The organism is Methylobacterium platani, assembly GCF_001653715.1.
GTDB lineage: Bacteria > Pseudomonadota > Alphaproteobacteria > Rhizobiales > Beijerinckiaceae > Methylobacterium > Methylobacterium platani.
This window is the reverse complement of record NZ_LWHQ01000015.1, coordinates 18,898-45,757: the sequence shown is the minus strand read 5'-3', so window position 1 is coordinate 45,757 and position 26,860 is coordinate 18,898. Positions and strand designations below refer to the sequence as shown.

Below are 26,860 nucleotides of genomic sequence, written 5' to 3'. Positions count from 1 at the left end.
GGGATCCCGTCAGAACACCGAGATCAGCACGATCCCGCCGACCATCAGGGCGGCGCCGAGCAACCGCGGCGGGCCGGCCTTGACCTGGCGCATGCCGAGCCAGCCGAAATGGTCGAGCGCGACCGAGGTCAGGAGGTTGGCGGTGATGAGCAGGCCGTTGAGCGCGCCGGCCCCGACCTTGTCGACGAAGAGCAGGCCGGCGAACACCGCGACCGCCCCGGTGATGCCGGCGAGCGGCATCCACCAGCGCACGCCCGCCAGATCCTCGCGGGTCGGCAGCGGCGACGGCTTCAGCAGGAACATCAGCGCGAAGGCGAAGACGACCGGCACGAACGACACCGCGGCGGCGAGCCACGGATTGACGAGCGCCCCGCGCAGCTGCGAGTTCCAGACCACGCCGATCGCCATCAGGGCCCCGGCGACCAGGATGAACGGGTAGAGCAGCTTGCCGCCCATGCCGTGGCTCTCGCCCTCGTCCTTCTTGCCCGCCGTACGCGCGATGAACACCACGCCGGCCGCCATCAGGAGCCCGCCGAGCCAGGGCAGCGGCTTGAACCCGGCGGCCTGGAGGCCGAACAGCCCGAAGGCGTCGAGGGCCAGCGAGGTGATGATGTTGGCGGTCAGCGTCAGGCCGTTGAACGGCCCCGCCCCGACCTTGTCGATGAAGGCGAGCCCGCCGAACACCGCGACCGCGCCGGCGAGGCCCCCGAGGGGCGCGTACCAGGGCATCTTGCCCAGGGTCTCGAGGCTCGGCAGCGGCGTCGGCATCACCAGGAACAGGGTGACGAAGACGAACACGATCGGCAGGAACGACACCGTGGCGGCGAGCCACGGATTGACCATCCGGCCGCGCAGCTGCGCGTTCATCGCGTTGCCGAGCGCCTGCAGCGCACCGGCCACCAGGATGAAGGGATAGAGGAGCGCGGCGATCGACACGGGGGTTCAGCCTTCCATTCGCGAGGGGAGGGATCGGACGAGGGGGAGTCAGACGAGGAGGAGACTTGCGAGCGCCAGCCCGAGGGCCGGCGGCATCACCAGCACGCCGAGCTTGAGGAAGCTCCAGAAGCTCACGTCCTGGCCCTCGCGCCGGATCGCGGTGAGCCACAGGATGGTGGCGAGCGAGCCGGTGACCGAGAGGTTCGGCCCGAGATCGACGCCGATCAGCACCGCGCCCGCCACCTTCTCGGGCACGTGCGCGGTCTGCACCGCCGCCCCCGCGATCAGGCCGGCCGGCAGGTTGTTGACGAGGTTGCAGGCGATGGCGATCAGCGCGCCGGCGCCCCAGGCGGTCTCGGTCGCCGATGCCGCCGCCGCGCGCTGCAATTCTCCGGCGATCATCGCCAGCACCCCGGTCTTCTCGAGCGCCTCGACCAGCACGAACAGGCCGGCGACCAGCGGCAGCACGCTCCAGGACACGTCCTTGACCACCTCCACGGCGCCGCTGCCGCGACGGAGCGCCAGCACGATCAGCGTGGTGGCGAGCCCGGCCACGAAGGTCGGCAGGCCGAGATCGCGCCCCAGCGCCGAGGCGCCGATCAGCACCGCGCCCGTCGCCACGATGCCGAGGCCCGCGACGATCCCGGTGCGGGAGAGCGCCTTCGCCTCGACGTCGGTGGCGACCGATTGCTGCTTGAGCGTCCCGTTCTGGGTCAGCCGCAGGACGAGGTAGGTCGTCAGGATCGCCAGCACCGAGGGCAGGCCGAACAGGGCGAGCCACCGGGTCAGCGGCGGCATGTGCTCGGCAAAGACCACGAGGTTCGCCGGGTTCGAGATCGGCAGCACGAACGAGGCCGCGTTGGCGATGAAGGCGCAGATGAACAGGTAGGGCAGGGGGTTCTCGACCTTGGCGGCGCGGGTCGCGGCGTAGACCGCGGGCGTCAGCACCACCGCGCAGGCGTCGTTCGACAGGAACACCGTGACGACCGTGCCGACGAGGTAGACCAGGGTGAACAGCCGGGTCGCCGAGCCCTTGGCGGTGCGCACCGCGATGCCGGCGAGCCAGTCGAACAGGCCCTCCTTCCGGGCCACTTCCGACATCAGCATCATGCCGACGAGGAACAGGTAGACGTCGGTGCCCTTGAGCACGCCCTCCCAGGCGGTGCCGGCCGGCATGAGGCCGAGCACCACGAGCGCGAGGGCGCCCGCCACCGCCCAGATCGCCTCCGGCCAGGAGAACGGGCGCACGATGACGCCGAGAGTGGCGAGGGCGGCGATCGCCCAGGTCGCGAGGTTGGGGCTGAGCGTCAGCGCGGCCATGGGGTGAGAGGTCCTGTCGTCACGGTCGGGAGAGGGGGAAGGTGGCGGGCAGGTTCGGCGAGGCTAGCTTCCATCCCGTTCGCGACCTCGAAGGAGGCCTCCGGGGATCGCGGAGGCGTCCGGAGCCCTCCTTCGAGGCTCGCCTTGCTCGCATCTCAGGATGAGGTCGCGGGTGGGAGGAAGGTGGGGATCCGAGGGACGGCGCGGTCCGCCCTCACCATTGCCGCCCGTTGCGGTTCGGGCCGAGCTGGGTGCCGAGCAATCCCCGGTCCTCCCAGGCGCCGAGCGCGTCGGCGTCGCTGCCGATGCCGCGGGAGGTCGGGAGGCCGTCGGGGTCGCGCGCCGGCTCGACGAGGTCGGCGTCCTCGGCGCCGGCCGCCTGCGCCCGCACGGCGATCGCCCGGGCGCCGGCCGGCCAGGTCACCGCGGCCTCGTGGCAGCGCGCGCCGTCCGGCCGGGTCATCGCCCGCCACGGGCCGTCGTCGATGCGGAACTCCACCCGCTCCGCCGCTCCCAGCACCAGGGCGCGCAGGGTGAACCGTTCGCCGACGACGTGGCCGGCGTCGAAGGCCAGCCGCCGGTCGGCGGGGGCGGTGATCAGCACGAAGGGCCAGGGCCGGGCCAGCTCCTTGAAGCGCCAGCTCACCACCCCGCCGTCGAGGGCGGCGACCGCGTAGCCGACCGGGCCCTCCTCGATCTGTCCGGTCGAGCGGGTCGCCGCGTAGACGGTGCGGCCGTCATTGGCGAGCTCGTTGTAGTGGGTGTGGCCCATCTCGACGAGCCGCACCGGCCCGCGATGGATGAGGGCGGCGACGCGGTCCGCCTCGCCCTCGCCCTTCAGGTCGGCGGGGTAGCTGTGCATGAACAGGGCGCAGTCCCGGGGACCCGCCCGCTCCAGCTCGGCGGCGAGCCAGGCGACCTGATCGGCCCCGAGGCGGAAATCCGGCCCGCCGGTGCCCGGCCCGCACATGTCGAGGAACAGGCAGCGCACGCCCCGCACGTCGACCGCGTAGGGCAGGCGGCGGGCACCCAGCCCGGCATAGAAGGCGTCGAGGCTACCGCCCTCCATGTCGTGGTCGCCGGTGATGACGTGGACGGGCAGGCGTAAGCCGTCGAGGCCGGCCCGCACCAGGGCGTATTGCTCAGGAAGGCCGTTGTCGGCGTTGTCCCCGGGCACGAACACGAAGTCGAGCCCCTCGGTCTCGTCGATCTGCGCGACGATGGCCGAGAAGTCGCGGGCGTTGTCGGCCTCCGCCCGGGTCAGGTGCAGGTCGCCGATATGCGCGAAGGCGAGCGGGGTCGTCATGGTCCGGTCCTCAGGCGGTGGCCAGGGCCGGGCGGCCGGTGGGATCGGAGGGGGTGCCGGCCTGGGCCGGCTCGAAGCCGCGGGTCTCGGGCATCACCAGGAGGTAGAGGCCGAAGCCGACGCCGGCGATCGCCGCGAGCGTCAGGAACGCCGTCGAGTAGCCCGCCGAGACGATGATGACGCCGGCCAGCGTCGCGCTCAACGAGGCGCCGAGCCCCTGCGCCGTCGCGACGGCGCCCTGGCTGACGTTGAACCGGCCGGTGCCGCGGGTGAGGTCGGCGACCACGATCGGGAACAGCGCGCCGTAGACGCCGGCGCCGATGCCGTCGAGGAGCTGCACCGCCACGAGGTAGAACGGGTTGTTCGAGAAGGTGTAGAGCACGCCGCGCAGGGCCAGCACGCCGAAGGCGGCGAGGAAGATGGGTTTCCGGCCGATCGCGTCGGCCTTGTGGCCGACGAACATCGCCACCGGCACCATCACGCATTGCGCCGCCACGATGCAGATCGCGATCAGCGAGGTGGCGTTGTCCTTGCCCGACAGATGGGTGAGGAGCTGGCCGACCGAGGTCAGCATCGCGGCGTTGGAGAGGTGGAAGATCGCCGCCAGCAGCGCGAACAGCATCAGGTACTTGTTCTGGAGCAGCGCGGTCAGGCCGGAGGGCTGCTCGCCGGCCTGGTCCTCGGCGCTGTCGAGGCCGCGGGCGAGGTCGTTGTCGATGGCGTCGTTCGGGACCATCAGCATCGCGCCGATCGAGAGCGCGGCGAGGATGCCCATCAGCCAGAACACCACGATCGGCCCGAACAGGTAGGCGAGGCCCCCGGCGATGGCCGCCGAGACGGCGTTGCCGGCGTGGTTGAAGCCCTCGTTGCGGCCGATGCGCTTCGAGAACATCTTGGGGCCGACCACCCCGAGGGTGATGGCGGCGAGCGCCGGCGGGAAGATCGCGCCGGCGATGCCGGCGAGCGACTGGGTCGCGGCGACGGCGTAGAAATTCGAGATGAACGGCAGGGCGAGGCAGCTCAGCGTCACCGCCAGCGCCGCCGCGATCACGATGGCGCGCTTGTGCTGCGAGCGGTCGATCAGCGCGCCGGCCGGGGTCTGGGCGATCAGGCCGGCGATGCCGGCGATCGTCATGACCATGCCGGTGGTGGCCTCGTTCCAGCCCTGGTCGGGGCCGCGCACGGCGATGAGGTAGATCGCCAGATACGGCCCCAGGCCGTCGCGCACGTCGGCCAGGGTGAAGTTGAGCGCGTCGAGCCCGCGCAGGGCGCGCCGGGACGGCTGTCGGTCCTCGCTTGCGGACGCAGAGGCAGGACCGGGTGTGACCGTGCTCACCGTGACATCTCCCTGAGGAAGGACCGACCGATCCGGAGCCGAGAACCGGTCAGATCGCGAAAAGTTGCGAGCCGAACGGATTAAGCCCCTGCGTTGCAGCGTCAGGGCCGCGGCGGGGGCGGTGCCCCGGGCGGGGGCGGAGGCGGCGCGCCGGGGCCGGGCGGCGGGGGGGCGCCGGGACCGGCCGCGCCGCGCGGGCCCGGCGGGCGCGGCGGGGGGCCGGCGATCTCGGTCAGGCTCTCGGGGCTCGTGCCCAGGGCACGCACCTCCACCACGGTGCCGAGCGGGCTCCTCGCCGGGGCGCCGCGGACGCTGACGCTCCGGCCGACCTGCAGCGTCGACCCCAGGCGCGCCGCCTCGTGCGGCGGCAGCCGCAAGGTGGTGCCGTCGTCGAGGAGCGCGCCGTTCACCTCGCCGCGGCGCCCGTGCAGCAGGGCGGCGACGCGGCCGCTCGTCACCGTCTCCTCCGCCGCCGGATCGGGCGGGCCCAGGGTGACGAGGGTCGCGCCCGTCGCCTCGTTGCGGATCTGGGCGCCGTCGACGAGGGGAAGCGCCCGCGCGCGCATGCCGCGCACCGTCACCGCGTCGCCGGGCCGGACCGTGAACACCACCGCGCCGGAGAGCCGCGGCGGCAGCTTCACCTCCGTGCCGTCGGTGAGGATCAGGCCGTCGACGTCGCCCCGGGGGGTGAGGGTGTACTGCTTCACCGTCCCCTTCGTCTCCGGCAGGGTGCCGGGATCCCAGACCGAACCGTCCTGCGCGGCGGCCGGGCAGGCCGCCAAGGTCGCCGCCGCCAATGTCGCCGCCAAGGCCGTGGCCGCGAGGACCGCCGCCGGGTGGCGATGCTTGCCTGTCTGCATCTTCGTCGCTCGTGCGTGCCGGCGGGCGGCCGGCTCGGGGGGAGCGGTAGTCAACTCCCGTGCCAACCGACAAGTCCTTGCTGCACCTTGAAAATCCTGCGGAAGGCCGCGCTCAGGCGTCGGGATTCGCGACAGCCTCCGTCGGGTTTCCCGACGGTTCGGCCTCGCGCAGCAGGCCGTAGCGCTCGATCTTGGCGTAGAGGAGCTGGCGCTGGATTCCGAGGCTCTTGGCCGCCTGGGCGCGGTTGCCGCCGCTGTCGCGCAGGGCCCGGCGGATCATCGCCTCCTCCAGGCGCGCCACGGCGCCCGGCAGGTCCCCGGGCCGATCCCCGTCCCGCCCATCCGGCAGGGATGCGGCCGCCATCCCGTCTCCCGCGAGGCCGAGGTTCCCCGAGAGACCGAGATCCGCCGGTCCGATCACCGGGCCACGGGCGAGCAGGGCCGCCCGCTCGATCACGTTGCGCAACTCGCGCACGTTGCCGGGCCAGGGGTGGCGCATCAGGGCGGCCGCGGCCTCGGCGCCCAGGCGCTTCGGCCCGGCGCCGCTGAGGGTCAGGAAGTGCTCGGCCAGGGACAGGATGTCGGCGAGGCGCTCGCGCAGGGGCGGCAGGGTGATCGGCACGACGTTGAGGCGGTAGAACAGGTCCTGGCGGAAGCCGCCCTCGGCGACGAGCTGCGGCAGGTCGCGGTGCGTCGCGGCCACCACCCGGACGGCGACGGGCACGGGCCGGCCGCCGACCGGCGTCACCACCCGCTCCTGCAGAGCCCGCAGGATCTTGGCCTGCATCGCGGGCGGCATGTCGCCGATCTCGTCGAGGAACAGGGTGCCGCCCTCGGCCTCCCGGAAGGCGCCGGGCCGGTCCTGCGTCGCCCCCGTGAAGGCGCCGCGCAGGTGCCCGAACAGCTCGCTCTCGAGGAGGTCGGCGGGGATCGCCGCGCAGTTCACCGGCACGAACGGGCCGGCCCGCCGGCGGCCATGGGCGTGCAGCGCCCGGGCCGCGACCTCCTTGCCGGTGCCGGTCTCGCCGTGGAGCAGGACCGTGGCGTCGCTGTCGGCGGCGAGCCCCACCGCCTTCTGCACCCGGCGCATCGCCTCGCTGGTGCCGATCAGGCAGGAGGCCTCCGGCGATGCGGGCGGGGCCGGGGGCGCCGCGGGGCGGGCCAGCATCCCGCCGAGCAGACCGGCGAGCTCGGCCCGGCCGACCGGCTTCGTCAGGTGGTCGTAGGCGCCGAGCCGCATCGCCTCGATGGTGTTCTCGGCGCTGGCGAAGGCCGTCAGCACCGCGACCGGCGGCGGCGCGGGCCGCGCGCGCAGGCGCTGCAGCACCGCCATCCCGTCGAGCTCGCCAGGCATGCGCAGGTCGAGGAGCACCGCCGCGATGGCCGGGTCGGCCGCCACCCGCTCCAGCGCCTCGGCGCCCGAGGCCGCCAGCACCGGGCGGTGGCCGAGATCGCTCACCGTCTCGGCCAGCCCCTCGCGCAGGGCGGGCTCGTCGTCGACGATCAGGATGTGGGCGATGGGGGCCATGGCAGATCGAGCTCGAAGGTCGCGCCGGGACCCGGAGCTTCGGGAGGTGGGGCGGCGAGGCGCACCTGTCCACCATGGGCGCGGGCGATCTCGCGCACCAGGGCGAGGCCGAGCCCGGTCCCGTCCGGGCGCCCGGTGACGAAGGGCTCGAACAGGCGGGGCCGCAGGGCCTCCGGCACGCCGGGGCCCTCGTCGCTCACGCGGATCCGCACGCGGTCGCCCTCGCGCAGGGCCGAGAGCCGCACCGTGCCGCCGGCCGGGCTGTGCTGGATCGCGTTGAGCAGCAGGTTGTCGAGGGCGCGGCGGACCTGCGCTTCGTCGAGGAGCGGGCGCCCGGCGGCGGCGGCGCCGACGGCGATCCGCACCGCGTGGGCCCGGGCGAGGTCGTCGTGGAGATGGGCGCTCTCGGCCAAGAGGCCCGCGAGGTCGGTCGGCGCGAGGGCCGGCACCCGGGGCTGGGTCAGGCTGAGGAGGTCGCGCAGGAGCCGGTCCATGCGGGCGACCTGGGTCAGCACGAGGTCGAGGGCGGCCCGCGGCCGGGCCGGATCGGCGCTCGCCAGCGCGTTCTCGGCCTTGAGCCGGATCGCCGCCAGCGGGTTGCGGATCTCGTGGGCGATGCCGGCGGTGAGCTGCCCCAGGGCCGCGAGGCGCTCGGCCTCCGCGGCGCGGCGCCGGGCGGCGGCGAGGCGCCCGCCGGCCGCGTTCAGCGCCTCGACCAGCCGGTCGAGCTCGCGCAGGCCGGTCGGCGCGAGACGCGGCAGGTCGGCGTGTCCCCCCTCGCCCCCTCCGCCGCCGTCCCGCGGGTCGGGCCCGAGCTCGCCCTCGAGCCGGGCGATCCGCCGGCCGAGCACCAGGAGCAGCCGCCCGAGCAGCAGCGCCGAGCCGAGCACCGTCGCCGCCAGGAAGCCGAAGCCGGCGAGGAGCTGGCCGTAGGCCCGGCCCTGGTCGGTATAGACCCGCGCCATGGTCCAGGCGGTCGCGCCCTGGAGCGGGCCGCGCAAGGGGCAGCCCTGCACCACCAGGGTCTGGGTCCGGGCGACGCGCCGCGTCGCCACCGGCCGCTCGGCAGTCAGGGTCTCGGCGTTGATGCGCCGGATCGTGTCGATCTCGGCCGCCGGAAGGTCGGTCTTCGGGCCGGTGCCCTCGTAGGTCGGGAAGGCGTAGGCCGCCGAGCCCCCGCGGGCGGTCCAGATCCCGCCCTCCACCCCCGGATGGCTGGCGAGCGCCGTCACCACCACGTCGGTGAGCTGCCGCGTCAGGGTCTCGTCGCCCTCCGCCGCGCTGCCGTTCCAGCCGGCGCTGAAGAACGCGAACCGGTCGCCGATCTCGCGGCAGGCCCGGGCGACCTCGATCTCGGCCTGCGCGACCTGCACGGCGGCGGACTGGGTGTAGACCTCGGAGAGCAGGTAGGCGGTGGCCGCGGCCGAGGCGAGGAGCAGCACCCAGAGGGCGAGGAGGTGGGCGCGGAGCGAGTGGAGGCGGAGGGCCATGGCCGGCGACGGGGGGATGGGCTGGAAGGCTTGGGCTGGAAGGCTTGGGATGGAAGGCTTGGGCCTTCTCCCATGGACGGGCCGGGGGCCGCAAATCGGCGGCGACGTGCTCCCCACTCGTTCCCGCCCGACTGACCCTCGCCGGTGAAAGACCGCGCGCGCCTCCCCTCTCCCCGGACGGCCCTGCCGAGTGGGAGAGGGGATCCCGCGCCAGCCGTGTCGAGCGGACCGGCTTGCATCGCCCTCGCGTGTTGCGAGGCCCGGCAGCAATGGAAAAAGGCGGCCTCCCGGCCGCCTTTCGTCGGGTGTCCGGGCCCGGGGCCAGTCCACTCCAGGACTATCCCGCCGTCGCGCTCACTCGTAGACGCAGACGTAGATCTTGCGCACCGTCTCGATCGTGCGCCAGATGCCGACGAAGCCGGGCTTCATGACGAAGCTGTCGCCCGCCTTGTAGGTCTTCGTCTCGCCGCTCGTCTCCTCGATCTCGACCAGGCCGGAGAGGATGTGGCAGAACTCGAAGGTGGTGCCCTTGATCGAGTGGGTCTCGCCCGGGGTCGCTTCCCAGACGCCGCTCTTGACCATCCCGTCGCGGGACTCGTCCTGCGCCCAGGTCTTGAATTCCGGCGCGCCGGCGATCAGGCGCTCGGGCAGCGGCAGGCCCGGCTTCGGCGCGAAGGTCGGGTTGGGGTCGAGGGTGACGAGGAGGGACATGCCGGTTTCCTTTGCGGCGCGAGGGACGGACCCGCTTGCGTCGTCGACTGACGTCGTCGACCTGGATCGTCGGCCCGGCCGATCGGCGGACGGGGAGGGGCGACGCTGGCGGCGCGGCGTCGTGCCCGCCTCCATCGCGACCGCCTCGACACTACAGGGGCCGCCGCCGGCATTCCTGCCGTCGCGCGGGACAGTTCGGTCGAAAATTCCGAAAACCGCCCGATCCTCGGCAGAAACCGCGGACCGGACGCGGTCATCTTGGGGCGAGCGGTGAGGCCGTGGCGATGCGGGTCCGGTTCGGGGCGCACGCACCGGCCGGACGCCGGGGAGAGGATGCGGTGACGATGTCCCAGAGCACGATGCGCCTGCAATCCTTCGACCTCGCCTCGCAGGATATCGCCTCCGTCGACGTGGAATGGCTCCACGGCCTGTCCCTCGGCGTCGAGTGGCCGCATCGCGCGGCCGACTGGGATTTCCTGCGCGAGGTCGGGCACGGCTTCGTCGCCCTCGACGAGATCGGCCGCATCTTCAGCTCGGCGATGTGGTTCCCCTGCGGCGCGGATTGCGCGACGATCGGCATGGTCATCACCTCGCCGCGGGTCCAGACCCATGGCGGCGGGCGCTGGATGATGGAGGTCATCCTCCGGCAATGCGGCGAGCGCCGCCTGATCCTCAACGCGACCCGCGCCGCCTACAGCCTCTACCTCTCCCTCGGCTTCGTGCCGCAGGCGACCGTCTACCAGTGCCAGGGCTACGCGCGGCCGGTCATGCCCGGCGACGCGGGCGCGGTCGAGACGATACCGGCGACCGGGATACCCGAGGTCGCGGCCCTGGACGCGGCGGCCTTCGGCGCCGACCGGTCCGCCCTCATGGCACGCCTCGCCGGGGTCGCCGAGATCCGCGGCCTGCGGCGCGGCGGGCGCCTCGCGGCCTACGCCATGCGCCGCCCGTTCGGGCGGGGCATCGTCATCGGGCCGGTCGTCGCCGAGAGCGAGGACGAGGCGGTGCAGCTCGTCGCCGCGCTCCTCGACGGCCTCGACGGCCAGTTCGTGCGCGTCGACACGCGCCAGGCGGGAGGCGTGCTCCGCACCTTCCTGCACGCGGCCGGGCTGACCCTGCACGACACCGTGACGACCATGACCCGCGGCGCGCCGCTGCCGAAGGTCGAGCCCGGTGCCCCGGGCACCTACGCCCTGGCCGCGCATGCGCTGAGCTGATCCCCCGCGCAACCGCGACGAGCCCGCCTTTTCCTTCCTTCGATCGAGACGCCCGTTCCCGCCATGGACGCCGCTACCTTCCCGACGGCCACTCTCCCGGATCCCCGGGGCGAGGCCGATCCCGTCGCGCTGGTCCCGTTCGCCGAGGCGCATCGCGCCGGCGCCCTGGCGCTGTCGCGGGAGATGGCCTGGCCCTACCGGATCGAGGACTGGGACTTCGCGCTGGGGCTCGGCCGGGGCTTCGCGCTCGAACGCGACGGCGCGGTGCTCGGGACGGCGGCGTTGTTCCCCTGCGGCGAGGCTCACGCCACCGTCGGGATGATCATCGTCGCCAAGGCGGCGCAGGGGCGGGGCTACGGGACGCGGCTGGTCCGGGCGCTGCTCGAGGCGGCCGGGTCCCGCAGCATCCTCCTCAACTCGACCCCGGAGGGGCGGGCCCTCTACGAGCGCCACGGCTTCGTGCCGGTCGGCACCCTGCTGCAGCACCAGGGCCCCTACACGGCCCCGGCCGCCGCGGCGCCGGACGACCGCGTGCGGGCGATGGGGCCGGCGGATCGCGACGCCGTCCTGCGCCTCGACCGGGCGGCGACGGGGCTCGACCGGCGCCCGCTCGTCGAGGCCCTGGTCGCGGCGGGGGAGGGTGTCGTCCTCCTGCGCGACGGCGCGCCCGCCGGCTACGCGATCGCGCGCGCCTTCGGCCGCGGCCACGTCATCGGGCCGGTGGTCGCCGGGACCGAGCCCGAGGCGCGCCGGCTGATCGAGGCGGCGCTCGCCGGCCTCGCCGGCCGCTTCGTGCGGATCGACACCGCGGCCGATACGGGGCTCTCGCCCTGGCTGGCCGGGATCGGCCTGCCGCGAACGGGCGACGCCCTGACCATGGTGCGCGGCACCCTGCCGCCGGCCGGGGCGATGCGCGTGTTCGCGCTCTCCAACCAGTCGCTCAACTGAGGCGGCCGGCGGGCTCCCCTCCGCCGGTTCCCCGTTGCGTGCCGGATGCCTCGCGGATCCGGCGATCGTCCCGACGAAACCTGCCGAGGGTGGACCGCGCCGCGATCCGCTCCGGGCCCCCGCGCCCGCTCGGCCTCGAAGATCGCGGAAGCTGCCATGAAGCTCACCTCCTACTGGCTCGACACCTCGACGCCGTTCGCGAGCGGCGCCCGGGGCCCGGTCGAGGGGACCTGCGACGTCGCGGTGATCGGCGGCGGCCTCACCGGTTCCTCCGCCGCCCTGGCGCTGGCCAAGAAGGGCGCCCGCGTCGTGCTGCTCGAGGCCGAGACGATCGGCAACGCCGCCTCGGGCCGTAACGGCGGCCATTGCAACAACGGCTTTGCCCAGGATTACGCGACGCTCGCAGGGAGGCTCGGGCCCGAACTCGCCAACACGCTCTACCGCGCCTTCGATGCCGGGGTCGACACGGTCGAGCGGCTGGTGCGGGAAGAGGCGATCGACTGCAACTTCGCCCGCGTCGGCAAGATCAAGCTGGCGGCCAAGCCCGAGCATTACGACAAGCTGGCGCGCAGCCAGGAACTGCTCGCCGCCAGCGTCGATCCCGACACCGCGATGGTGAGCCGGGCGGATCTGCACGCCGAGGTCGGGTCCGAGCGCTATCACGGCGGCCTGATCTACCGGAAGAGCGCCGCCCTGCATGTCGGGCGCTTCGTGCGCGGGCTGGCGGAAGCCGCCGCCCGGCGCGGGGTCGCGATCCACGAGCGCACGGCGATGACGAGCCTGACGGCCGCTCCCGGCGGCGGCCACCTCGTCGGCACGCGGAAGGGCACGGTCCGGGCGAAACAGGTCCTTCTCGCCAGCGGCATCTCGCAGGCCGGCCCGCTGGGCTGGGTACGCCGGCGCATCGTGCCGGTCGGCGCCTTCCTGATCGTCACCGAGCCGCTGCCGGTGGACGTCCTCGACCGGCTGACGCCGCGCCGCCGCAACGGCACCGACACCAAGAACCTCGTAAACTACTTCCGCACCACGCCGGACAACCGGCTGCTGTTCGGCGGCCGGGCGCGGTTCGCGGTGTCGAATCCGGCCTCCGACGCGAAAAGCGGCGCGATCCTGCGCGCGGCCCTGCACGACGTCTTCCCCGAGCTGAAGACCGTGCGCATCGACTATTGCTGGGGCGGGATGGTCGACATGACCCGCGACCGGCTGCCCCGGGCCGGCGAGCGCGACGGCATCTACTACTCCATGGGCTACAGCGGCCACGGCACCCAGATGTCGACCCTGATGGGCACCATCATGGCCGAGGTCATGGACGGGCGCGCCGAGCTGAACCCCTGGGCCGACTTCGCCTGGCCGGCGATTCCCGGCCATGTCGGCCCGCCCTGGTTCCTGCCGCTCGTCGGCGCCTATTACCGCCTCAAGGACCGCTTCCAATGACCGACCCCATCCGGCACCTGGCCGCGGCCGGCCGCCTCGGCCGCTTCTACGTCGACGGGGCGTGGCGGGATCCGTCGGGTCGTGAACGGGCGGCCGTGATCGACCCGGCGACCGAGGCGCCGATCGCCGAGATCGCGCTCGGCGACGCCGCCGACGTCGAGGCCGCGGTCGCTGCGGCGCGCCGCGCCTTCCCGGCCTGGTCGCGGACGACGCCCGCCGCGCGCGCCGCCCTCCTCGACCGCGTCCACGCCCTGGTGCTGGAGCGGCTGGAGCTGTTCGCCCGGGCGCTCAGCGCCGAGATGGGCGCCGCCATCACGTACGCCCGCACCGCCCAGGTCCCGCTCGCCGCCGCGCATCTGCGGGTCGCGCGCGACAACCTCGCGACCTTCCGGTTCCTGTCGCAGCGCGGCACCACCGCCATCGCCCGCGAGGCGATCGGCGTCTGCGCGCTCATCACCCCCTGGAACTGGCCGCTCTACCAGATCACCGCCAAGGTCGGCCCGGCGCTCGCCGCCGGCTGCACCGTGGTCCTGAAGCCGAGCGAGCTGTCGCCGCTGAGCGCGCTCCTCTTCGCCGAGGTGATGCACGAGGCCGGCTGCCCGGCGGGCGTGTTCAACCTCGTCAACGGCACGGGACCGGTGGTCGGCGAGGCGCTGGCGACCCATCCCGAGGTCGACATGGTCTCGATCACCGGCTCGACCCGGGCCGGCGTGCTGGTGGCGCAGGCCGCGGCGCCGACGGTCAAGCGCGTCGCCCAGGAGCTCGGCGGCAAGTCGCCGAACGTCGTGCTGCCCGATGCCGACCTCGCCCGCTGCATCCCGCTGGGCGTCGCGGCGGCGATGCGCAACCTCGGCCAGTCCTGCAGCGCGCCGACCCGGATGATCGTCCCCCGCGACCGGCTCGCCGAGGTCGAGTCCCTGGCCGAGGCGACCGCGGCCGGGTTCGTGGTCGGCGATCCCTCGGACGAGGCGACGACCCATGGTCCGATCGCCAACCGGGCGCAGTTCGACCGCATCCAGCGGATGATCCGGATCGGCCTCGAGGAGGGCGCCAAGCTCGTCACCGGCGGGCCGGGGCTGCCCGAGGGCTGCGACAGCGGCCTGTTCGCCCGCCCCACCGTGTTCTCCGAGGTGCGCCGCGACATGGCGATCGCGCAGGAAGAGATCTTCGGGCCGGTGCTGGCCATCCTCCCCTACGACACCGTCGAGGAAGCGATCGCGATCGCCAACGACACGATCTACGGCCTCGGCGCCCACGTCCACGGCACCGATCTCGACCAGGTGCGCCGGGTGGCCTCGCAAATCCGCGCCGGCCAAGTCCATCTCAACGCCCCCGACTGGGATCCGCAGGCGCCGTTCGGCGGCTACAAGCGGTCGGGCAACGGCCGCGAATACGGCCGCGAGGGCATGGAGGAGTACCTGGAGACCAAGGCGATCCTCGGGTACTACCGGTAGGAGGCGGGCGACCATGGTCACCTTCATTCCCGAACACCTGTCGTCGCGGCTGATCTCGCACGAGGCGGCGTTCGAGCCGATCCGGCGGTCGCTGGTCGCGGCGGCGTCCGAGGCGGCGCGGGTCTACCCGGCGGTCATCGCCTTCGCGTCGGACCCGCGCGACCGGTTCTCGATCAAGTCGGGCGCCACGGCGGAGCTTGCCAGCCTCAAGGTCGGGGCGTTCTGGCACAACAACCCGGCCCGCGGCCTGCCGCGCCACAACTCGACGATCCTGCTGATCGACCAGGATTGCGGGCGGATCGGCGCGGTGGTCGAGGCGGCGGCCGCCAACGCCTACCGCACCGCCGCCGCCGACGCGGTGGCGGCCAAGGCGCTGGCGCGGCCCGACAGCGAGACGCTGGCGATCTTCGGCGCCGGCAACCAGGCCCTATACGAGGTCGGCGCGCTCGCCCGGATCCTGCCGCTCCGGCGCCTCCACGTCGTGGCGCGCGACCGCGCCAAGGCCGGGAGCGTCGCCGCCCGCCTGGCCGAGCAGGGCATCACCCTCGACGTCCGGGTCTCGGATGCGGAAGAGGCGTGCCGCGCCGCCGACGTCATCGTCACCGCAACGCCGTCGCAGGCGCCGCTCTTCGCCGCGGAGTGGGTGCGCCCCGGGACCCACGTCGCCGGCATGGGCTCCGACGGTCGCGGCAAGCAGGAACTGCCGGTCGCGCTGTTCGAGCGGGCGCGGCTGTTCTGCGACCTGCCCGCGCAGTCGGTCGAGATCGGCGAGTTCCAGCACGTCCGCGAGCGGATCGAGGCCGGCGCGCTGACCCTGAACCCGATCGGCGCGGTGCTGGAGGGGCGCTGCCCCGGCCGCACGAGCCCGGACGACATCACCGTCTTCGACAGCTCCGGCATCGCGCTGCAGGACCTGTATATCGGGCAGTTCCTGCTGGAAGCGGCGCGGGATACGGCGGAATAGGCTCCCCGTCCGGACGCCGCCCTTTCCCGGATCTCCTGCCGCCGACGCTCCCGCCGTCCGAAAAAAAGGGGTCGGTGCGGGAATGCTCGAACCTGCGCCAACGGAAGGGTGGAGGCGCGCCCAGCCGGACCGGCGCCACCAGCGGCCGATCGCCACTGGCCCCGCCCCGCCCGCTCCCGTAGAAGCGTAAGAGCTTTTCTTGCGTTCCTCATACCGGGACGGCCCGATGTCCAAGCTGGCGAGCCTCGCCGTCGCCGCACTCCTCGCCTGCACCGTCGCCCCGGCGAAGGCTCAGCAGCTCACCTATTCCTGGCCGACCAATGTCGGGCCGCTCAACCCGCACCTCTACGCGCCGAACCAGATGTTCGCGCAGGCGAGCGTCTACGAGCCGCTGGTCCGCTACCGGGTCGACGGCACGGTCGAGCCCTGGCTCGCCACCGCCTGGACGATCTCGCAGGACGGGCGGACCTACGACTTCACCTTGCGCGCCGGCGTCACCTTCAGCGACGGCGCGCCGTTCGACGCCGCCGCGGTGAAGGCGAATTTCGACGCGATCCTCGCCAACCGTGCCCGCCACGACTGGCTCGACCTCGCCCGGCAGATCGACCGCGTCGCGGTCACCGGTCCCCTGGCCGTCCGCCTGGTGCTCAAGGCGCCCCATGCGCCGACCCTGCGGGAGCTCTCGCTGCCGCGCCCGTTCCGCTTCGTCTCGCCGGCCGCGATGGGGGAGGGCGGCACCACCGCCGCCGGCCTCCGGGCGCCGATCGGCACCGGCCCCTGGCGCCTCGTCGAGACGCAGCTCGGCGTCTCCGACACCTTCGCGGCCAACCCGACCTACTGGGGGGGAAAGCCCGGCTTCGCGCGCCTCGTCGTCAAGGTGATCCCGGATCCCAACACCCGCGCCATCGCGCTCCAGACCGGCGAGATCGACCTCGTCTACGGCGCCGCCGGGCAGATCCCGTCGGAAGCCTTCCTGCGCCTGCGCGGCCAGGCGCCGGCCTTCTCGGCCGCCGTCTCGGAGCCCCTCGCCACCCGCGTGCTGGCGCTCAACTCCGCCCGCTTCCCGACCGACGATCCCGCGGTGCGGCGCGCGATCAACCGCGCCATCGACAAGGACACCCTGGTGCGCACCGTCCTCGACGGGATCGAGCCCCGGGCCGACTTCCTGTTCGCCCCGGGCGTGCCCGACGCCGATGTCGGGCTTGCGCCCCACGGCTTCGACCGGGCGGCGGCGGACGCCCTCCTCGACGGGGCCGGCTGGGTCCGGGGGCCCGACGGTGTGCGGGCGAAGGGCGGCCGGGCGCTCGGCGTCGAGCTCGACTTCGTCGGCACCAACGCGCAGCAGAAGGCCATCGCCGAGGTGATCCAGGCCGATCTCGCCCGGATCGGCATCGCGGTCCGCCTCGTCGGCGAGGAGGAGAGCGCGATCCTCGCCCGCCAGAAGGACGGCCGCTTCGGCCTGATCTTCGGCGAGATCTGGGGCCCGCCCTACGATCCCGCCTCCTTTCTCAGCGCCATGCGGGCGCCCTCGCACGCCGATTATCAGGCGCAGCGGGGCCTGCCCGACAAGCCGCAGATCGACGCCACCATCACGGCGGCGCTGGCCGCCACCGACCCGGCGGAGCGCCGGCGCCTCACCGCGACGATCCTGACGGCCCTGCACGAGGCGGCCGTCTACCTGCCGATCTCCTACGCCGTGGCGATCGAGGTCCATCGCCCGACGGTCGCCGGCGTCGGCTTCGGCGCGACGCTGAACGAGATCCCGTTCGCCGCGATGCGGCCGGCCTCGACCCGGGCCGCCCGCTGATGCTGCGCTTCGCTCTCGCGCGCCTCGCGCTGATCCCGGTCATGCTGCTCGGCGTCTCGCTCCTCGTCTTCGTGGTGCTGCGGCTCGGGCCCGGCGACCCGGCGCTCGACTACCTGCGCCTGTCGCAGGTGCCGCCGACCGACGCGGCGCTCGCCGACGCCCGCGCGATGCTCGGCCTCGACCGCTCCTTCGCGGTCCAGTACCTCGACTGGCTGTGGCGGGCGCTGCACGGCGATTTCGGCCTGTCCTACGCCACCCGCCGGCCGGTGCTGCCGGACCTCCTCGGCTACCTGCCGGCCACCCTCGAACTCGCCGGCACGGCGCTCGTCGTCAGCCTCGCCTTGAGCCTGCCGCTCGGCGCCTGGGCGGCCGGGCATCGCGGCGGCTGGCAGGACCGGCTGGTGCGCGCCGTCGCGGTGCTCGGCGTCTCGCTGCCGAATTTCTGGGTCGCGTTCCTGCTCGTCGTCGCCTTCTCGGTGACCCTGGGATGGCTGCCGGCGATGGGACGCGGCACGCTCGCCCATCTCGTGATGCCGGCGCTCGCGATCGGCCTGATGTCGCTCTCGGTCAACGCCCGGCTCCTGCGGGCGGGCATGCTGGAGGCCGGCAGCGGCCGCCACGTGCTCTACGCCCGCCTGCGCGGCCTCTCCGAGCGCGCGGTGACCCGCCGCCACGTCTTCCGCAACGCGCTGGTGCCCGTCGTCACCGCCACCGGCATGCATGTCGGGGAGCTGCTCGGCGGGGCGCTCGTCGTCGAGACGATCTTCTCCTGGCCGGGCGTCGGCCGCTACGCGGTCTCGGCGATCTACGACCGCGACTACCCGGTGATCCAGTGCTTCACCCTGGTGATGACGGTGGTGTTCGTGCTCTGCAACCTCGCGGTCGACCTCGCCTATGCCTGGCTCGACCCGCGCATCCGCCTCGGGCAGGATTCCGCATGACGACCGCCGGCCTGCCCGCCCGGTCCGGCTCCGTCGCCGCAGCCGGGGCGCTCGCCGCCGGCTTCGTGCTGCTGGCTCTCGCCGGGCCGCTCCTCGTCCCGCACGATCCGCTGGCGGTCGACCTCGCGCACCGCTTCGCGGCGCCCGACCTCGCGCACCCCCTCGGCACCGACCATCTCGGCCGCGACATCCTCTCGCGCCTGATCGCCGGGGCGCGCACCACCCTCGGCGCGGTCCTCGTCGTGCTCGCCGTCGTCGTGGCGCTCGGGCTGTCGGTCGGGGGGCTCGCCGGCATGGTCGGAGGGCGGGTCGACGCGGTGCTGATGCGCCTGTGCGACGTGTTCCTGACCGTGCCGACCTTCGTGCTCGCCCTGTTCATGATCGGCGCGCTCGGCACCGGCCTCGTCAACGTCGTCGCGGCGATCGTGCTGTCGCACTGGGCCTGGTACGCCCGCATCGTGCGCGGCCTCGTCCTGGAGCTGAAGACCCGCGACTACGTGCTGGCGGCCCGGATCGCCGGGGCGCCGCGGCTCGCGATCTTCGCCGAGCACGTGCTGCCGGGCGTCGTCCCGCCGCTCGCCGCGCTTGCCACCCTGGATATCGGCCATATGGCGCTGCACGTCGCCGGCCTCTCCTTCCTCGGCCTCGGGGTGCAGCCGCCGACGCCGGAATGGGGCGTGATGATCAACGACGCCCGCCCGTTCTTCTGGACCCGCCCGCTCCTCGTCGTGTGGCCGGGCCTCGCCATCGCGCTCGCGGTGCTCGCCTTCAACCGCCTCGGCGACGCGCTTCGCGACCGCCTCGACCCGGCGCTGGTCGCGGGGCGCGGCCTGTGAGCGCCCGGATTCTCCGGGCCGAGGGCCTCTCCGTGGAAACGTGGCGCGAGGCCCGGCGCGGCCGCGAGGCGGTGCCGCTTGTGCGCGACGCCACCCTGGAACTGCGCGCGGGCGAGGTCCTGGCCCTCGTCGGGGCGAGCGGGTCGGGCAAGTCGCTCGCCTGCGCCGCCCTCCTCGGCGTGCTGCCCCCGGGCACCCGGCGCACCGGTGGCCGGGTGCTCCTCGACGGCGCGGACGCCGAGCCCGCCTCGTTGCGCGGCCGGGCCGTCGCCTGCGTGCTCCAGGCGCCGCGCACCGCCTTCAACCCGCTGCGCACGATCGGCGACCATGCCGGCGAGACCCTGGCGGTGGCGGGTCTCCGCGGGGCCCCCGGCCGGGCGGCGAGGGACGCGGCCTTCGCGGCGGCCGGCCTCGGCGACGACCCGCGCTGGCCCGACCTCTACCCGTTCCAGATGTCCGGCGGCATGCTGCAGCGGGCGATGATCGCGCTGGCGCTCCTCTCCGGCGCGCCGTTCCTCATCGCCGACGAACCGACCACCGACCTCGACCTCGTCGCGCAAGGCCGCATCCTCGATCTCCTGGCGCGCCTCGTGCGCGAGCGGGGCCTGGGGCTCCTGATCGTCACCCACGATCTCGGCGTCGTCGCCCGCCTCGCCGATCGCGTCGCGGTGATGGAGGCGGGGCGGATCGTCGAGACCGCCCCCGCCGCCGCGCTCTTTTCCGAGCCCGCCGCGCCGGCGACCCGGGCGCTGCTCGCCGCCCACCGCGCCCTGCACGAGATACCCGCATGACGGCGGTGCTGACGGCCGTCGGCCTCGGCAAGGCCTATCCGGGTGCGGGCTGGCGGCGGGGAGCGCCCCGGACGGTCCTCGACGGGATCGATCTCGCGATCGCCGAGGGGGAGTGCGTCGCCCTGATCGGCCGCAGCGGCTCGGGCAAGAGCACGCTCGCCCGCCTGCTGCTCGGCCTCGAGGCGCCCGACCGCGGGACGGTGCTGTTTCGCGGGCAATCCCTCGCCGGGCTCGACCGGGCCGGACAGAAGCGTTTCCGGGCGGCGGTCCAGATGGTGCTGCAGGATCCGCTCTCGGCGGTGAACCCGCGCCATGCGGTCGGGCGGATCCTGGCCGAGCCCCTGCGCCACCTGACCGACCTGCCGGCCGCCGCGCACCCCGCCCGGGTCGCCGATCTCCTCGACGGGGTCGGCCTCGACCCCGACCTCGCCGGTCGGCTGCCGGGCCAGCTCTCCGGGGGGCAGGTCCAGCGGGTCGGCCTCGCCCGGGCGCTCGCCACTCGTCCGGCCCTCGTCGTCCTCGACGAGGCGGTCTCGAACCTCGACGCGCCGCGCCAAGTCGAGATTCTCGACCGGCTCGCGGCTCTGCGGCGCCGCCACGGCACCGCCTTCCTGCTCGTCACCCACGACGTGCGTCTGGCCCGCCGCTTCGCCGACCGGGTCGTGGTGCTGGGCGAGGGCCGCATCGTCGACGCCGCGCCGTGCCGGCCCGCCCTCGTCCTGACGCATCCGGCGGCGCGCGAACTCGTCGACGCCGTGCTGCCGGCCGAGCCGGGGAGGCCCTGAGCGATGCAGCGGATCACCGTCACCCTCGATCCGGACCTCGTCGCGGAAGTCGACCGCACGGTGGAGCAGCGCGGCTATGCCGGCCGCTCCGAGGCGATGCGCGACCTCCTGCGGCGCGGCCTCGCCGAGACGCGCCGCCGGCTCGACCCGGACCTGTCCTGCGTCGCGACCTTCACCTTCGTCGCCGAGGCCGGGGTGCGGGACCTCGGCCAGCGCCTCGCCGAGGTGCAGCAGCACCGCCACGACCTGGTGATCGCGCAGGTCCAGGTTCCCCTCGACCACGCCTCCAGCCTGCACACGCTCCTGGTCCGCGGCCGGGTGCGCGACATCCTCGCCTTCGCCGACGCGGTCGCGACCCAGCGCGGCGTGCGCCACGACAGCCTGTCGATCATCCCGGCGACGATCGAGCTCGGCGAGCACGGCCACGGGCCCGAGCCGCATCCGCACGAGCATATCCGGACCTGAGGATCGGGGTGCTGTCCCGGCGCGGCATCCCCCTCCCGCACGGGAGAGGGGAGACCCGCGCATTTCCTTTTGCCCGACCGGTCCCACGAAACGGAAAAGGGCAGGCGGCCCGTCGCGAGCCGCCTGCCCTCACTCCTCACGACGACCCGGACGGGCCGGGTCCCGGCTCAGCCGGCAACGCCGCTCAGCTGCAGCCGGTGGTGCTGCCGCAGGTGTCGCACTTCAGGCAAGTGCCGTTCCGCACCAGGGTGAAGTTGGCGCATTCCGGGCAGGCCTCGCCGACATAGCCCTTCATCTTCGCCTCGGCGCGGCGGTCCGAGACGCTGCGGCCGGGGGCCACCGGGTCCGGCTTGGTAAAGGGGAGGGCCTCGGCCAGCGCCTCGATCGCCCCGGCGAGCGCCGGCTCGGTCTTGAGCGCCACCGCACCCCGCACCGCGTGGACGGAGCCGCCGGCCGGCGCGGTCTGACCCGTGGCGGGGGCCGCGACGCCCGGGGTGGTGCCGCCGGGGCCGCCGTGGATCAGGGTCAGCCGGTCGCCGGAGCCGCGCAGCAGGCCGCGCGACACGACGTTGTGGGCCGGCACCGAATCCGAGGCGGTGGGCTTCGCCGGGGTGACGCCGGTCGCCGCGGTGCCGATCTCCGAGAGGTCGACATGGGCGAGGTCGTTGCGGCCGAGATACGAGATCGCCAGCTCGCGGAAGACGTAGTCGAGCACCGAGGTGGCGTTCTTGATCGCGTCGTTGCCCTGGACGAAGCCGGCCGGCTCGAACCGGGTGAAGGTGAAGGCGTCGACGTACTCCTCCAGCGGCACGCCGTATTGCAGGCCGAGCGAGACCGAGATCGCGAAGTTGTTGATGAAGGCCCGCAGCGCCGAGCCTTCCTTGTTCATGTCGAGGAAGATTTCTCCCAGCCGCCCGTCGTCGTACTCGCCGGTGCGCAGGAAGATGGTGTGGCCGCCGATCTTGGCCTTCTGGGTGTAGCCCTTGCGGCGGCTCGGCAGCTTCTCCTGGGAGCGCAGGCGCTCGACGCGCTCGACGATCCGCTCGACGATCTTCTCCGTCACCGCGACGGTCTTCGCCACCGCCGGCTGCGCCAGCAGGGCCTCGACGGTCTCGTCCTCGTCCTCCGATTCATCGCTGATCAGGGCGGCGTTGAGCGGCTGCGACAGCTTCGAGCCGTCGCGGTAGAGGGCGTTGGCCTTCAGCGCCAGGGTCCAGGACAGCCGGTAGGCGTTCTTGCAATCCTCGACCGTGGCGTCGTTCGGCATGTTGATGGTCTTGGAGATCGCCCCCGAGATGAAGGGCTGCGCCGCCGCCATCATGCGGATGTGGCTCTCGACCGAGAGGTAGCGCTTGCCGATCCGGCCGCACGGGTTGGCGCAGTCGAAGACCGGGTAGTGCTCAGGCCGGAGGTGCGGCGCGCCCTCGAGCGTCATCGCCCCGCAGACGTGGACGTTGGCGGCCTCGATGTCCTTGCGGCTGAAGCCCAGGAAGGCCAGCAGGTCGAAGGACGGGTCGGCGAGCTTGTCGGCCGGCACCTTCAGGGTCTGGGTGAGGAAGTCCTCGCCCAGGGTCCAGCGGTTGAACACGAACTTGATGTCGAAGGCCGATTTCAGGCCCGCTTCCACCGCGGCGATCTTGTCGTCGGTGAAGCCCTTGGCGCGAAGCGAGCCCGGGTTGATCGCCGGGGCCTGGCCGAGCGAGCCGTGGCCGACGGCGTAGGCCTCGATCTCGGCGATCTCGGCCTCGCGGTAGCCGAGGCTGCGCAGCGCGTCCGGCACCGCCCGGTTGATGATCTTGAAGTAGCCGCCGCCGGCGAGCTTCTTGAATTTCACGAGCGCGAAGTCGGGCTCGATGCCGGTGGTGTCGCAATCCATCACGAGGCCGATCGTGCCGGTCGGCGCGATGACGGTGGCCTGGGCGTTGCGGTAGCCGTGCTCCTCGCCGAGCCGCAGGGCCCGGTCCCAGGCTGCCTTGGCGTGCTCCACCAGCTCGCCCTGCGGGCAGCCGGCATGGTCGAGCGGCACCGGGTTGGTGTTGAGGAACTCGTAGCCGGTGGCCTCGCCGTGGGCGGCGCGGCGATGGTTGCGGATCACCCGCAGCATCGCGTCGGCATTCTCCTCGTAGGCCGGGAAGGGCCCGAGCTCGCGCGCCATCTCGGCCGAGGTGGCGTAGGACACGCCGGTCATGATCGCGGTGAGCGCACCGGCGAGCGCCCGGCCCTCACGGGAATCGTAGGACAGGCCCATGGTCATCAGGAGGCCGCCGATATTGGCGTAGCCGAGGCCGAGCGTGCGGTACTTGTAGGAGAGGTCGGCGATCTCGCGGCTCGGGAACTGCGCCATCAGCACCGAGATCTCGAGGACCACGGTCCAGAGCCGGCACAGGTGCTCGTAGCCCTCGACGTCGAAGCGCTTCGCCGCGCGGTCGTAGAGGGCCAGCAGGTTCGCCGAGGCGAGGTTGCAGGCGGTGTCGTCGAGGAACATGTACTCGGAGCACGGGTTCGAGGCCCGGATCCGCCCGCCGACCGGGCAGGTGTGCCAGTCGTTCATCGTGGTGTTGAAGTGCAGGCCCGGATCGGCCGAGGCCCAGGCGGCCTCCGCGATCTTCTCCCACAGCTCCGCCGCCTTGACGGTCTTCGAGACCTTGCCCGTCGTGCGCTGGCTCAGGGTCCAGTCCGCATCCGCATCAACGGCGCGCAAAAAATCGTCGGTGAGCGAGACCGAGTTGTTCGAGTTCTGGCCGGCGACCGTGAGGTAGGCCTCCGAATCCCAGTCGGTGTCGTAGATCGGGAACGAGATGTCGGTGTAGCCCTGGCGGGCGTACTGGATCACCCGCTTGATCGCGGCATCCGGCACCATCGCCTTGCGGGCCGCCTTGACCTCGCGCTTGAGGGCCGGGTTGCGCTCCGGATCGAAGCAGGCGTCGCCCGCGGCCTCGCAGTTGACGCAGGCCTTCATCACCGCCTTGAGGTGCTTCGACACCACCTTGGAGCCGGTGACCAGCGCCGCGACCTTCTGCTCCTCCTTGACCTTCCAGTCGATGAAGGCCTCGACGTCCGGGTGGTCGATGTCGACGATCACCATCTTGGCGGCGCGGCGCGTCGTGCCGCCCGACTTGATCGCCCCGGCCGCGCGGTCGCCGATCTTGAGGAAGCTCATCAGGCCCGAGGACTTGCCGCCGCCGGCGAGCCGCTCGTTCTCGCCGCGCAGGCGCGAGAAGTTCGAGCCGGTGCCCGAGCCGTACTTGAACAGGCGGGCTTCGCGCACCCACAGGTCCATGATGCCGCCCTCGTTGACGAGGTCGTCGGCGACGGACTGGATGAAGCAGGCGTGGGGCTGCGGGTGCTCGTAGGCGGTGGCCGACTGGGTCAGCTCGCCGGTCTTGTAGTCGACGTAGAAGTGGCCCTGCGCCGGGCCGTCGATGCCATAGGCCCAGTGCAGGCCGGTGTTGAACCATTGCGGCGAGTTCGGCGCCACCATCTGGCGGGCGAGCATCGCGCGCAGCTCGTCGTGGAACGCGGCCGCGTCCTCCTCGCTCGAGAAGTAGCCGCCCTTCCAGCCCCAGTAGGTCCAGCAGCCGGCCAGCCGATCGAAGACCTGCGTCGCCGAGGTCTCGGAGCCGGTCCGCTCACCCTCGGCGAGGTGGGCCAGAGCCGCCTCGTCGGGCACCGAGCGCCACAGGAAGGAGGGGACGTCGTTCTCCTCGACCTTCCTCAGCGCCTTCGGGACGCCGGCCTTGCGGAAGTACTTCTGGGCCAGCACGTCGCAGGCGACCTGGCTCCAGGCCTCCGGCACGTCGATGCCCTCGAGGCGGAACACCACCGAGCCGTCCGGATTGCGGATCTCGCTCACCGCCTTGCGGAACGGGATGCTGGCGTAGGGCGACTGCCCCGCTGAAGTGATGCGACGCTCGAACCGCATGGGATACTCTCCGGTCACGAACAGCCGGGGACCGCCCGCATGCGTGCGGGGTCCGCCGGTTACAGGGAATGGCGGGGCGCTGGGAGCTCGGCGGACGACCCGAACCCCGCTCGGGGATCGTCCGTCCTCTACCCTGGAAACTACCGACCCTGGCGGCCACACGTCAACAACTAGTGTCGACCGACTCCGTTCCTCCCTACATATAGTGTTAAGGGCCGGATTCCTGTGGATAGCGCCGAACCCCGGCTTAAGCACCGGGAGGGTATGGGAGAATCGCGGCGGGCCTTCCTGCCGCCCACAGCCGGCGAGGGAGTGGACCACCGACTTGTTCACAGACCGTTGACGATTCGGGGGTGCCGACCGGGTCCCCGCGGGCGTCCGGCGACGGATTCATGCTGCGACGCGGGACGCGCTGGACATCCGGGGGGCATCTCACCATAGTCCCGCGCGACGAAGGGGGCCTCCCCCATTCCTTAAGGGCCCGAGCCCCAGAGACGGTCGCGATGGCGCTGAAAGACACCCTGCTTCGGATCTTCACCTGGTGGAGCGGCTCGACCGTCAGCCTGGAATTCTACACCAAGCGCCGCGGCAGCTTCGTGGGCACGGACGAGCTCGGCAACCGGTACTACCGCGCGCAAGGCCCGCTGATCGACGCCTCGGTCGGCTCCGAGCGGCGCTGGGTGATCTACAACGGCTACGCCGACGCCTCGAAGGTGCCGCCGGGCTGGCGCGGCTGGCTCTGCCACGCCACCGACGTGCCGCCCTCCGAGGAATCTTACGTCCCGCGCGAGTGGCAGAAGCCGCACGAGGAGAACCTCACCGGCACGGTGGCGGCCTACCGGCCGCGCGGCTCGCAGCTCTCCTACGGCCAGCGGCCGGCGGCGACCGGCGACTACGTGCCGTGGGTTCCCGGCGAGTAGGCGGCCCCGGCGCGTAGGCCGCCGCCCTTTTTCCACCATCCTCCGGGTGTCTATCGCGGGCCGTCCGACGGGCGCCCGCACGCCCGCTTGATTCGGGCTCGCGGGGGCGGCAAGGGCCGTCCCGGAAACAGCCGGGAGCGACTGGGTTTGAGCCGCATGACTGCACGCCGCGCCGCGGGCGCCTTCCTGCTCCTCGGCGGCGTCGTGCTGGGGCCCGTGCTCGCGCCGGCGCCGGCCCGGGCCGACAAGATCCGCAACCCGACCGCGGTCTTCGCCGGCCTCGACAAGATCACCGGCCGCACCGTCTCCTTCGAGGTGGCGGTGGACGAGACGGTGCAGTTCGGCGCGCTCCAGCTCACCCCGCGGGTCTGCTACACCCGGCCCCCGACCGAGAGCGCCAAGACCACCGCCTTCCTGGAGGTCGACGAGGTCACCCTCGAGAACAAGTACCGCCGGATCTTCACCGGCTGGATGTTCGCCTCGAGCCCCGGCCTGCACGCGATCGAGCACCCGATCTACGACGTCTGGCTCGTCGACTGCAAAGGCGGCACCGACATCGTGGCCGAGCCGAAGGAGCAGGAGGACGCCCCGGTGGCCGCCGCCAAGCCCGAGGGCCGCAAGCGCCGCGAGCAGGCCCGCGGCGAGGAGGCGCCGCGCGCCCGCCAGGTCAACCGCCAGGGCCAGGTCGACGTCGAGCCGCTGCGCGGCACCCCGGTGCAGCCGCGCCAGTCGCCCTCGCGCAAGTTCTTCCCGACCAATGGCGGCCCGAGCCCGGCCGGCGCCGACCCGATGGACCCGAACCCGCGCTGAGGCGCGGCGACGCCCGGACATCCCGCGCGCCTCGTCGCTCCGTCACGTCCGACGACCGGGGCCGTGCCCGCCGCACGGG

General features: G+C 73.1%; 22 protein-coding genes. 13 read left to right on the top strand and 9 right to left on the bottom strand.

Annotated features, from left to right (window positions below; translation table 11 throughout):
- Nucleotides 1–9 precede the first annotated feature (9 nt).
- The 8 genes from A5481_RS07785 to A5481_RS07750 form a co-directional block, all read right to left on the bottom strand.
- On the bottom strand, nt 10–936 hold the full coding sequence (locus A5481_RS07785; RefSeq protein WP_245239187.1) for a DMT family transporter: 927 nt from the start codon (nt 934–936) through the stop codon (nt 10–12).
- Nucleotides 937–984: 48 nt separating this feature from the next.
- Nucleotides 985–2,256 (bottom strand): arsenic transporter, encoded by a 1,272-nt coding sequence (locus A5481_RS07780; protein WP_048437080.1) that lies wholly within the window; start codon nt 2,254–2,256, stop codon nt 985–987.
- Between the two features lie 214 nt (nt 2,257–2,470).
- The gene (locus A5481_RS07775; protein ID WP_048437079.1) at nt 2,471–3,562 is read right to left on the bottom strand and encodes a metallophosphoesterase family protein; all 1,092 of its coding nucleotides are present in this window, start codon (nt 3,560–3,562) and stop codon (nt 2,471–2,473) included.
- A gap of 10 nt (nt 3,563–3,572) precedes the next feature.
- Nucleotides 3,573–4,898: an MFS transporter gene (locus tag A5481_RS07770; protein ID WP_064503867.1), complete on the bottom strand. Its 1,326-nt coding sequence runs from the start codon at nt 4,896–4,898 to the stop codon at nt 3,573–3,575.
- A 101-nt stretch (nt 4,899–4,999) separates the two neighbouring features.
- Nucleotides 5,000–5,758: a hypothetical protein gene (locus tag A5481_RS07765; RefSeq protein ID WP_064503866.1), complete on the bottom strand. Its 759-nt coding sequence runs from the start codon at nt 5,756–5,758 to the stop codon at nt 5,000–5,002.
- Nucleotides 5,759–5,870: 112 nt separating this feature from the next.
- Entirely contained in the window at nt 5,871–7,277 is a 1,407-nt protein-coding gene (locus A5481_RS07760; RefSeq protein ID WP_064503884.1) for a sigma-54-dependent transcriptional regulator, read from the bottom strand.
- Nucleotides 7,262–8,776 (bottom strand): sensor histidine kinase, encoded by a 1,515-nt coding sequence (locus A5481_RS07755; protein WP_064503865.1) that lies wholly within the window; start codon nt 8,774–8,776, stop codon nt 7,262–7,264. The genes A5481_RS07760 and A5481_RS07755 overlap by 16 nt, the downstream gene beginning before the upstream one ends.
- Nucleotides 8,777–9,130: 354 nt before the next feature.
- On the bottom strand, nt 9,131–9,487 hold the full coding sequence (locus tag A5481_RS07750) for a cupin domain-containing protein (RefSeq protein WP_048432850.1): 357 nt from the start codon (nt 9,485–9,487) through the stop codon (nt 9,131–9,133).
- A 344-nt stretch (nt 9,488–9,831) separates the two neighbouring features.
- Between A5481_RS07750 and A5481_RS07745 the strand changes: the two genes are divergently transcribed.
- The 11 genes from A5481_RS07745 (at nt 9,832) to nikR (ending at nt 21,129) form a co-directional block, all read left to right on the top strand.
- Entirely contained in the window at nt 9,832–10,704 is an 873-nt protein-coding gene (locus A5481_RS07745) for a GNAT family N-acetyltransferase (RefSeq protein WP_048432849.1), read from the top strand.
- A 63-nt stretch (nt 10,705–10,767) separates the two neighbouring features.
- Nucleotides 10,768–11,652 carry a GNAT family N-acetyltransferase gene (locus A5481_RS07740; RefSeq protein ID WP_048432848.1) on the top strand — a complete coding sequence of 295 codons (885 nt, stop codon included), beginning with the start codon at nt 10,768–10,770 and terminating at the stop codon, nt 11,650–11,652.
- 156 nt (nt 11,653–11,808) lie between these two features.
- Entirely contained in the window at nt 11,809–13,086 is a 1,278-nt protein-coding gene (locus tag A5481_RS07735; RefSeq protein WP_048432847.1) for an NAD(P)/FAD-dependent oxidoreductase, read from the top strand.
- Nucleotides 13,083–14,540: an aldehyde dehydrogenase family protein gene (locus tag A5481_RS07730; protein WP_048432846.1), complete on the top strand. Its 1,458-nt coding sequence runs from the start codon at nt 13,083–13,085 to the stop codon at nt 14,538–14,540. The genes A5481_RS07735 and A5481_RS07730 overlap by 4 nt, the downstream gene beginning before the upstream one ends.
- A gap of 13 nt (nt 14,541–14,553) precedes the next feature.
- Complete coding sequence (locus A5481_RS07725; RefSeq protein ID WP_048432845.1) at nt 14,554–15,504, top strand: ornithine cyclodeaminase family protein; 951 nt, start codon at nt 14,554–14,556, stop codon at nt 15,502–15,504.
- A gap of 226 nt (nt 15,505–15,730) precedes the next feature.
- Nucleotides 15,731–17,311: a nickel ABC transporter substrate-binding protein gene (gene nikA / locus A5481_RS07720; protein WP_053082289.1), complete on the top strand. Its 1,581-nt coding sequence runs from the start codon at nt 15,731–15,733 to the stop codon at nt 17,309–17,311.
- The gene (gene nikB / locus A5481_RS07715) at nt 17,311–18,252 is read left to right on the top strand and encodes a nickel ABC transporter permease subunit NikB (protein WP_048432844.1); all 942 of its coding nucleotides are present in this window, start codon (nt 17,311–17,313) and stop codon (nt 18,250–18,252) included. The genes nikA and nikB overlap by 1 nt, the downstream gene beginning before the upstream one ends.
- Nucleotides 18,249–19,088, top strand: a complete 840-nt coding sequence (gene nikC / locus A5481_RS07710; protein WP_053082288.1) for a nickel ABC transporter permease subunit NikC — start codon at nt 18,249–18,251, stop codon at nt 19,086–19,088. Before nikB ends, nikC begins: the two co-directional genes overlap by 4 nt.
- The gene (locus A5481_RS07705) at nt 19,085–19,879 is read left to right on the top strand and encodes an ATP-binding cassette domain-containing protein (protein ID WP_082173003.1); all 795 of its coding nucleotides are present in this window, start codon (nt 19,085–19,087) and stop codon (nt 19,877–19,879) included. The genes nikC and A5481_RS07705 overlap by 4 nt, the downstream gene beginning before the upstream one ends.
- A complete protein-coding gene (locus A5481_RS07700) occupies nt 19,876–20,664 on the top strand; it encodes an ATP-binding cassette domain-containing protein (protein ID WP_048432842.1) in 789 nt (262 codons plus the stop codon). The genes A5481_RS07705 and A5481_RS07700 overlap by 4 nt, the downstream gene beginning before the upstream one ends.
- 3 nt (nt 20,665–20,667) lie before the next feature.
- Nucleotides 20,668–21,129 carry a nickel-responsive transcriptional regulator NikR gene (gene nikR, locus A5481_RS07695; protein WP_048432841.1) on the top strand — a complete coding sequence of 154 codons (462 nt, stop codon included), beginning with the start codon at nt 20,668–20,670 and terminating at the stop codon, nt 21,127–21,129.
- Between the two features lie 184 nt (nt 21,130–21,313).
- Here nikR and A5481_RS07690 read toward each other — a convergent pair whose 3' ends face one another.
- Nucleotides 21,314–25,051, bottom strand: a complete 3,738-nt coding sequence (locus tag A5481_RS07690) for a vitamin B12-dependent ribonucleotide reductase (RefSeq protein ID WP_048432840.1) — start codon at nt 25,049–25,051, stop codon at nt 21,314–21,316.
- Between the two features lie 503 nt (nt 25,052–25,554).
- Here A5481_RS07690 and A5481_RS07685 point away from each other — a divergent pair.
- Nucleotides 25,555–25,971: an NADH:ubiquinone oxidoreductase subunit NDUFA12 gene (locus A5481_RS07685; RefSeq protein ID WP_082173002.1), complete on the top strand. Its 417-nt coding sequence runs from the start codon at nt 25,555–25,557 to the stop codon at nt 25,969–25,971.
- Between the two features lie 147 nt (nt 25,972–26,118).
- Nucleotides 26,119–26,781: a DUF2155 domain-containing protein gene (locus A5481_RS07680; protein WP_048432839.1), complete on the top strand. Its 663-nt coding sequence runs from the start codon at nt 26,119–26,121 to the stop codon at nt 26,779–26,781.
- Nucleotides 26,782–26,860: the final 79 nt, after the last annotated feature.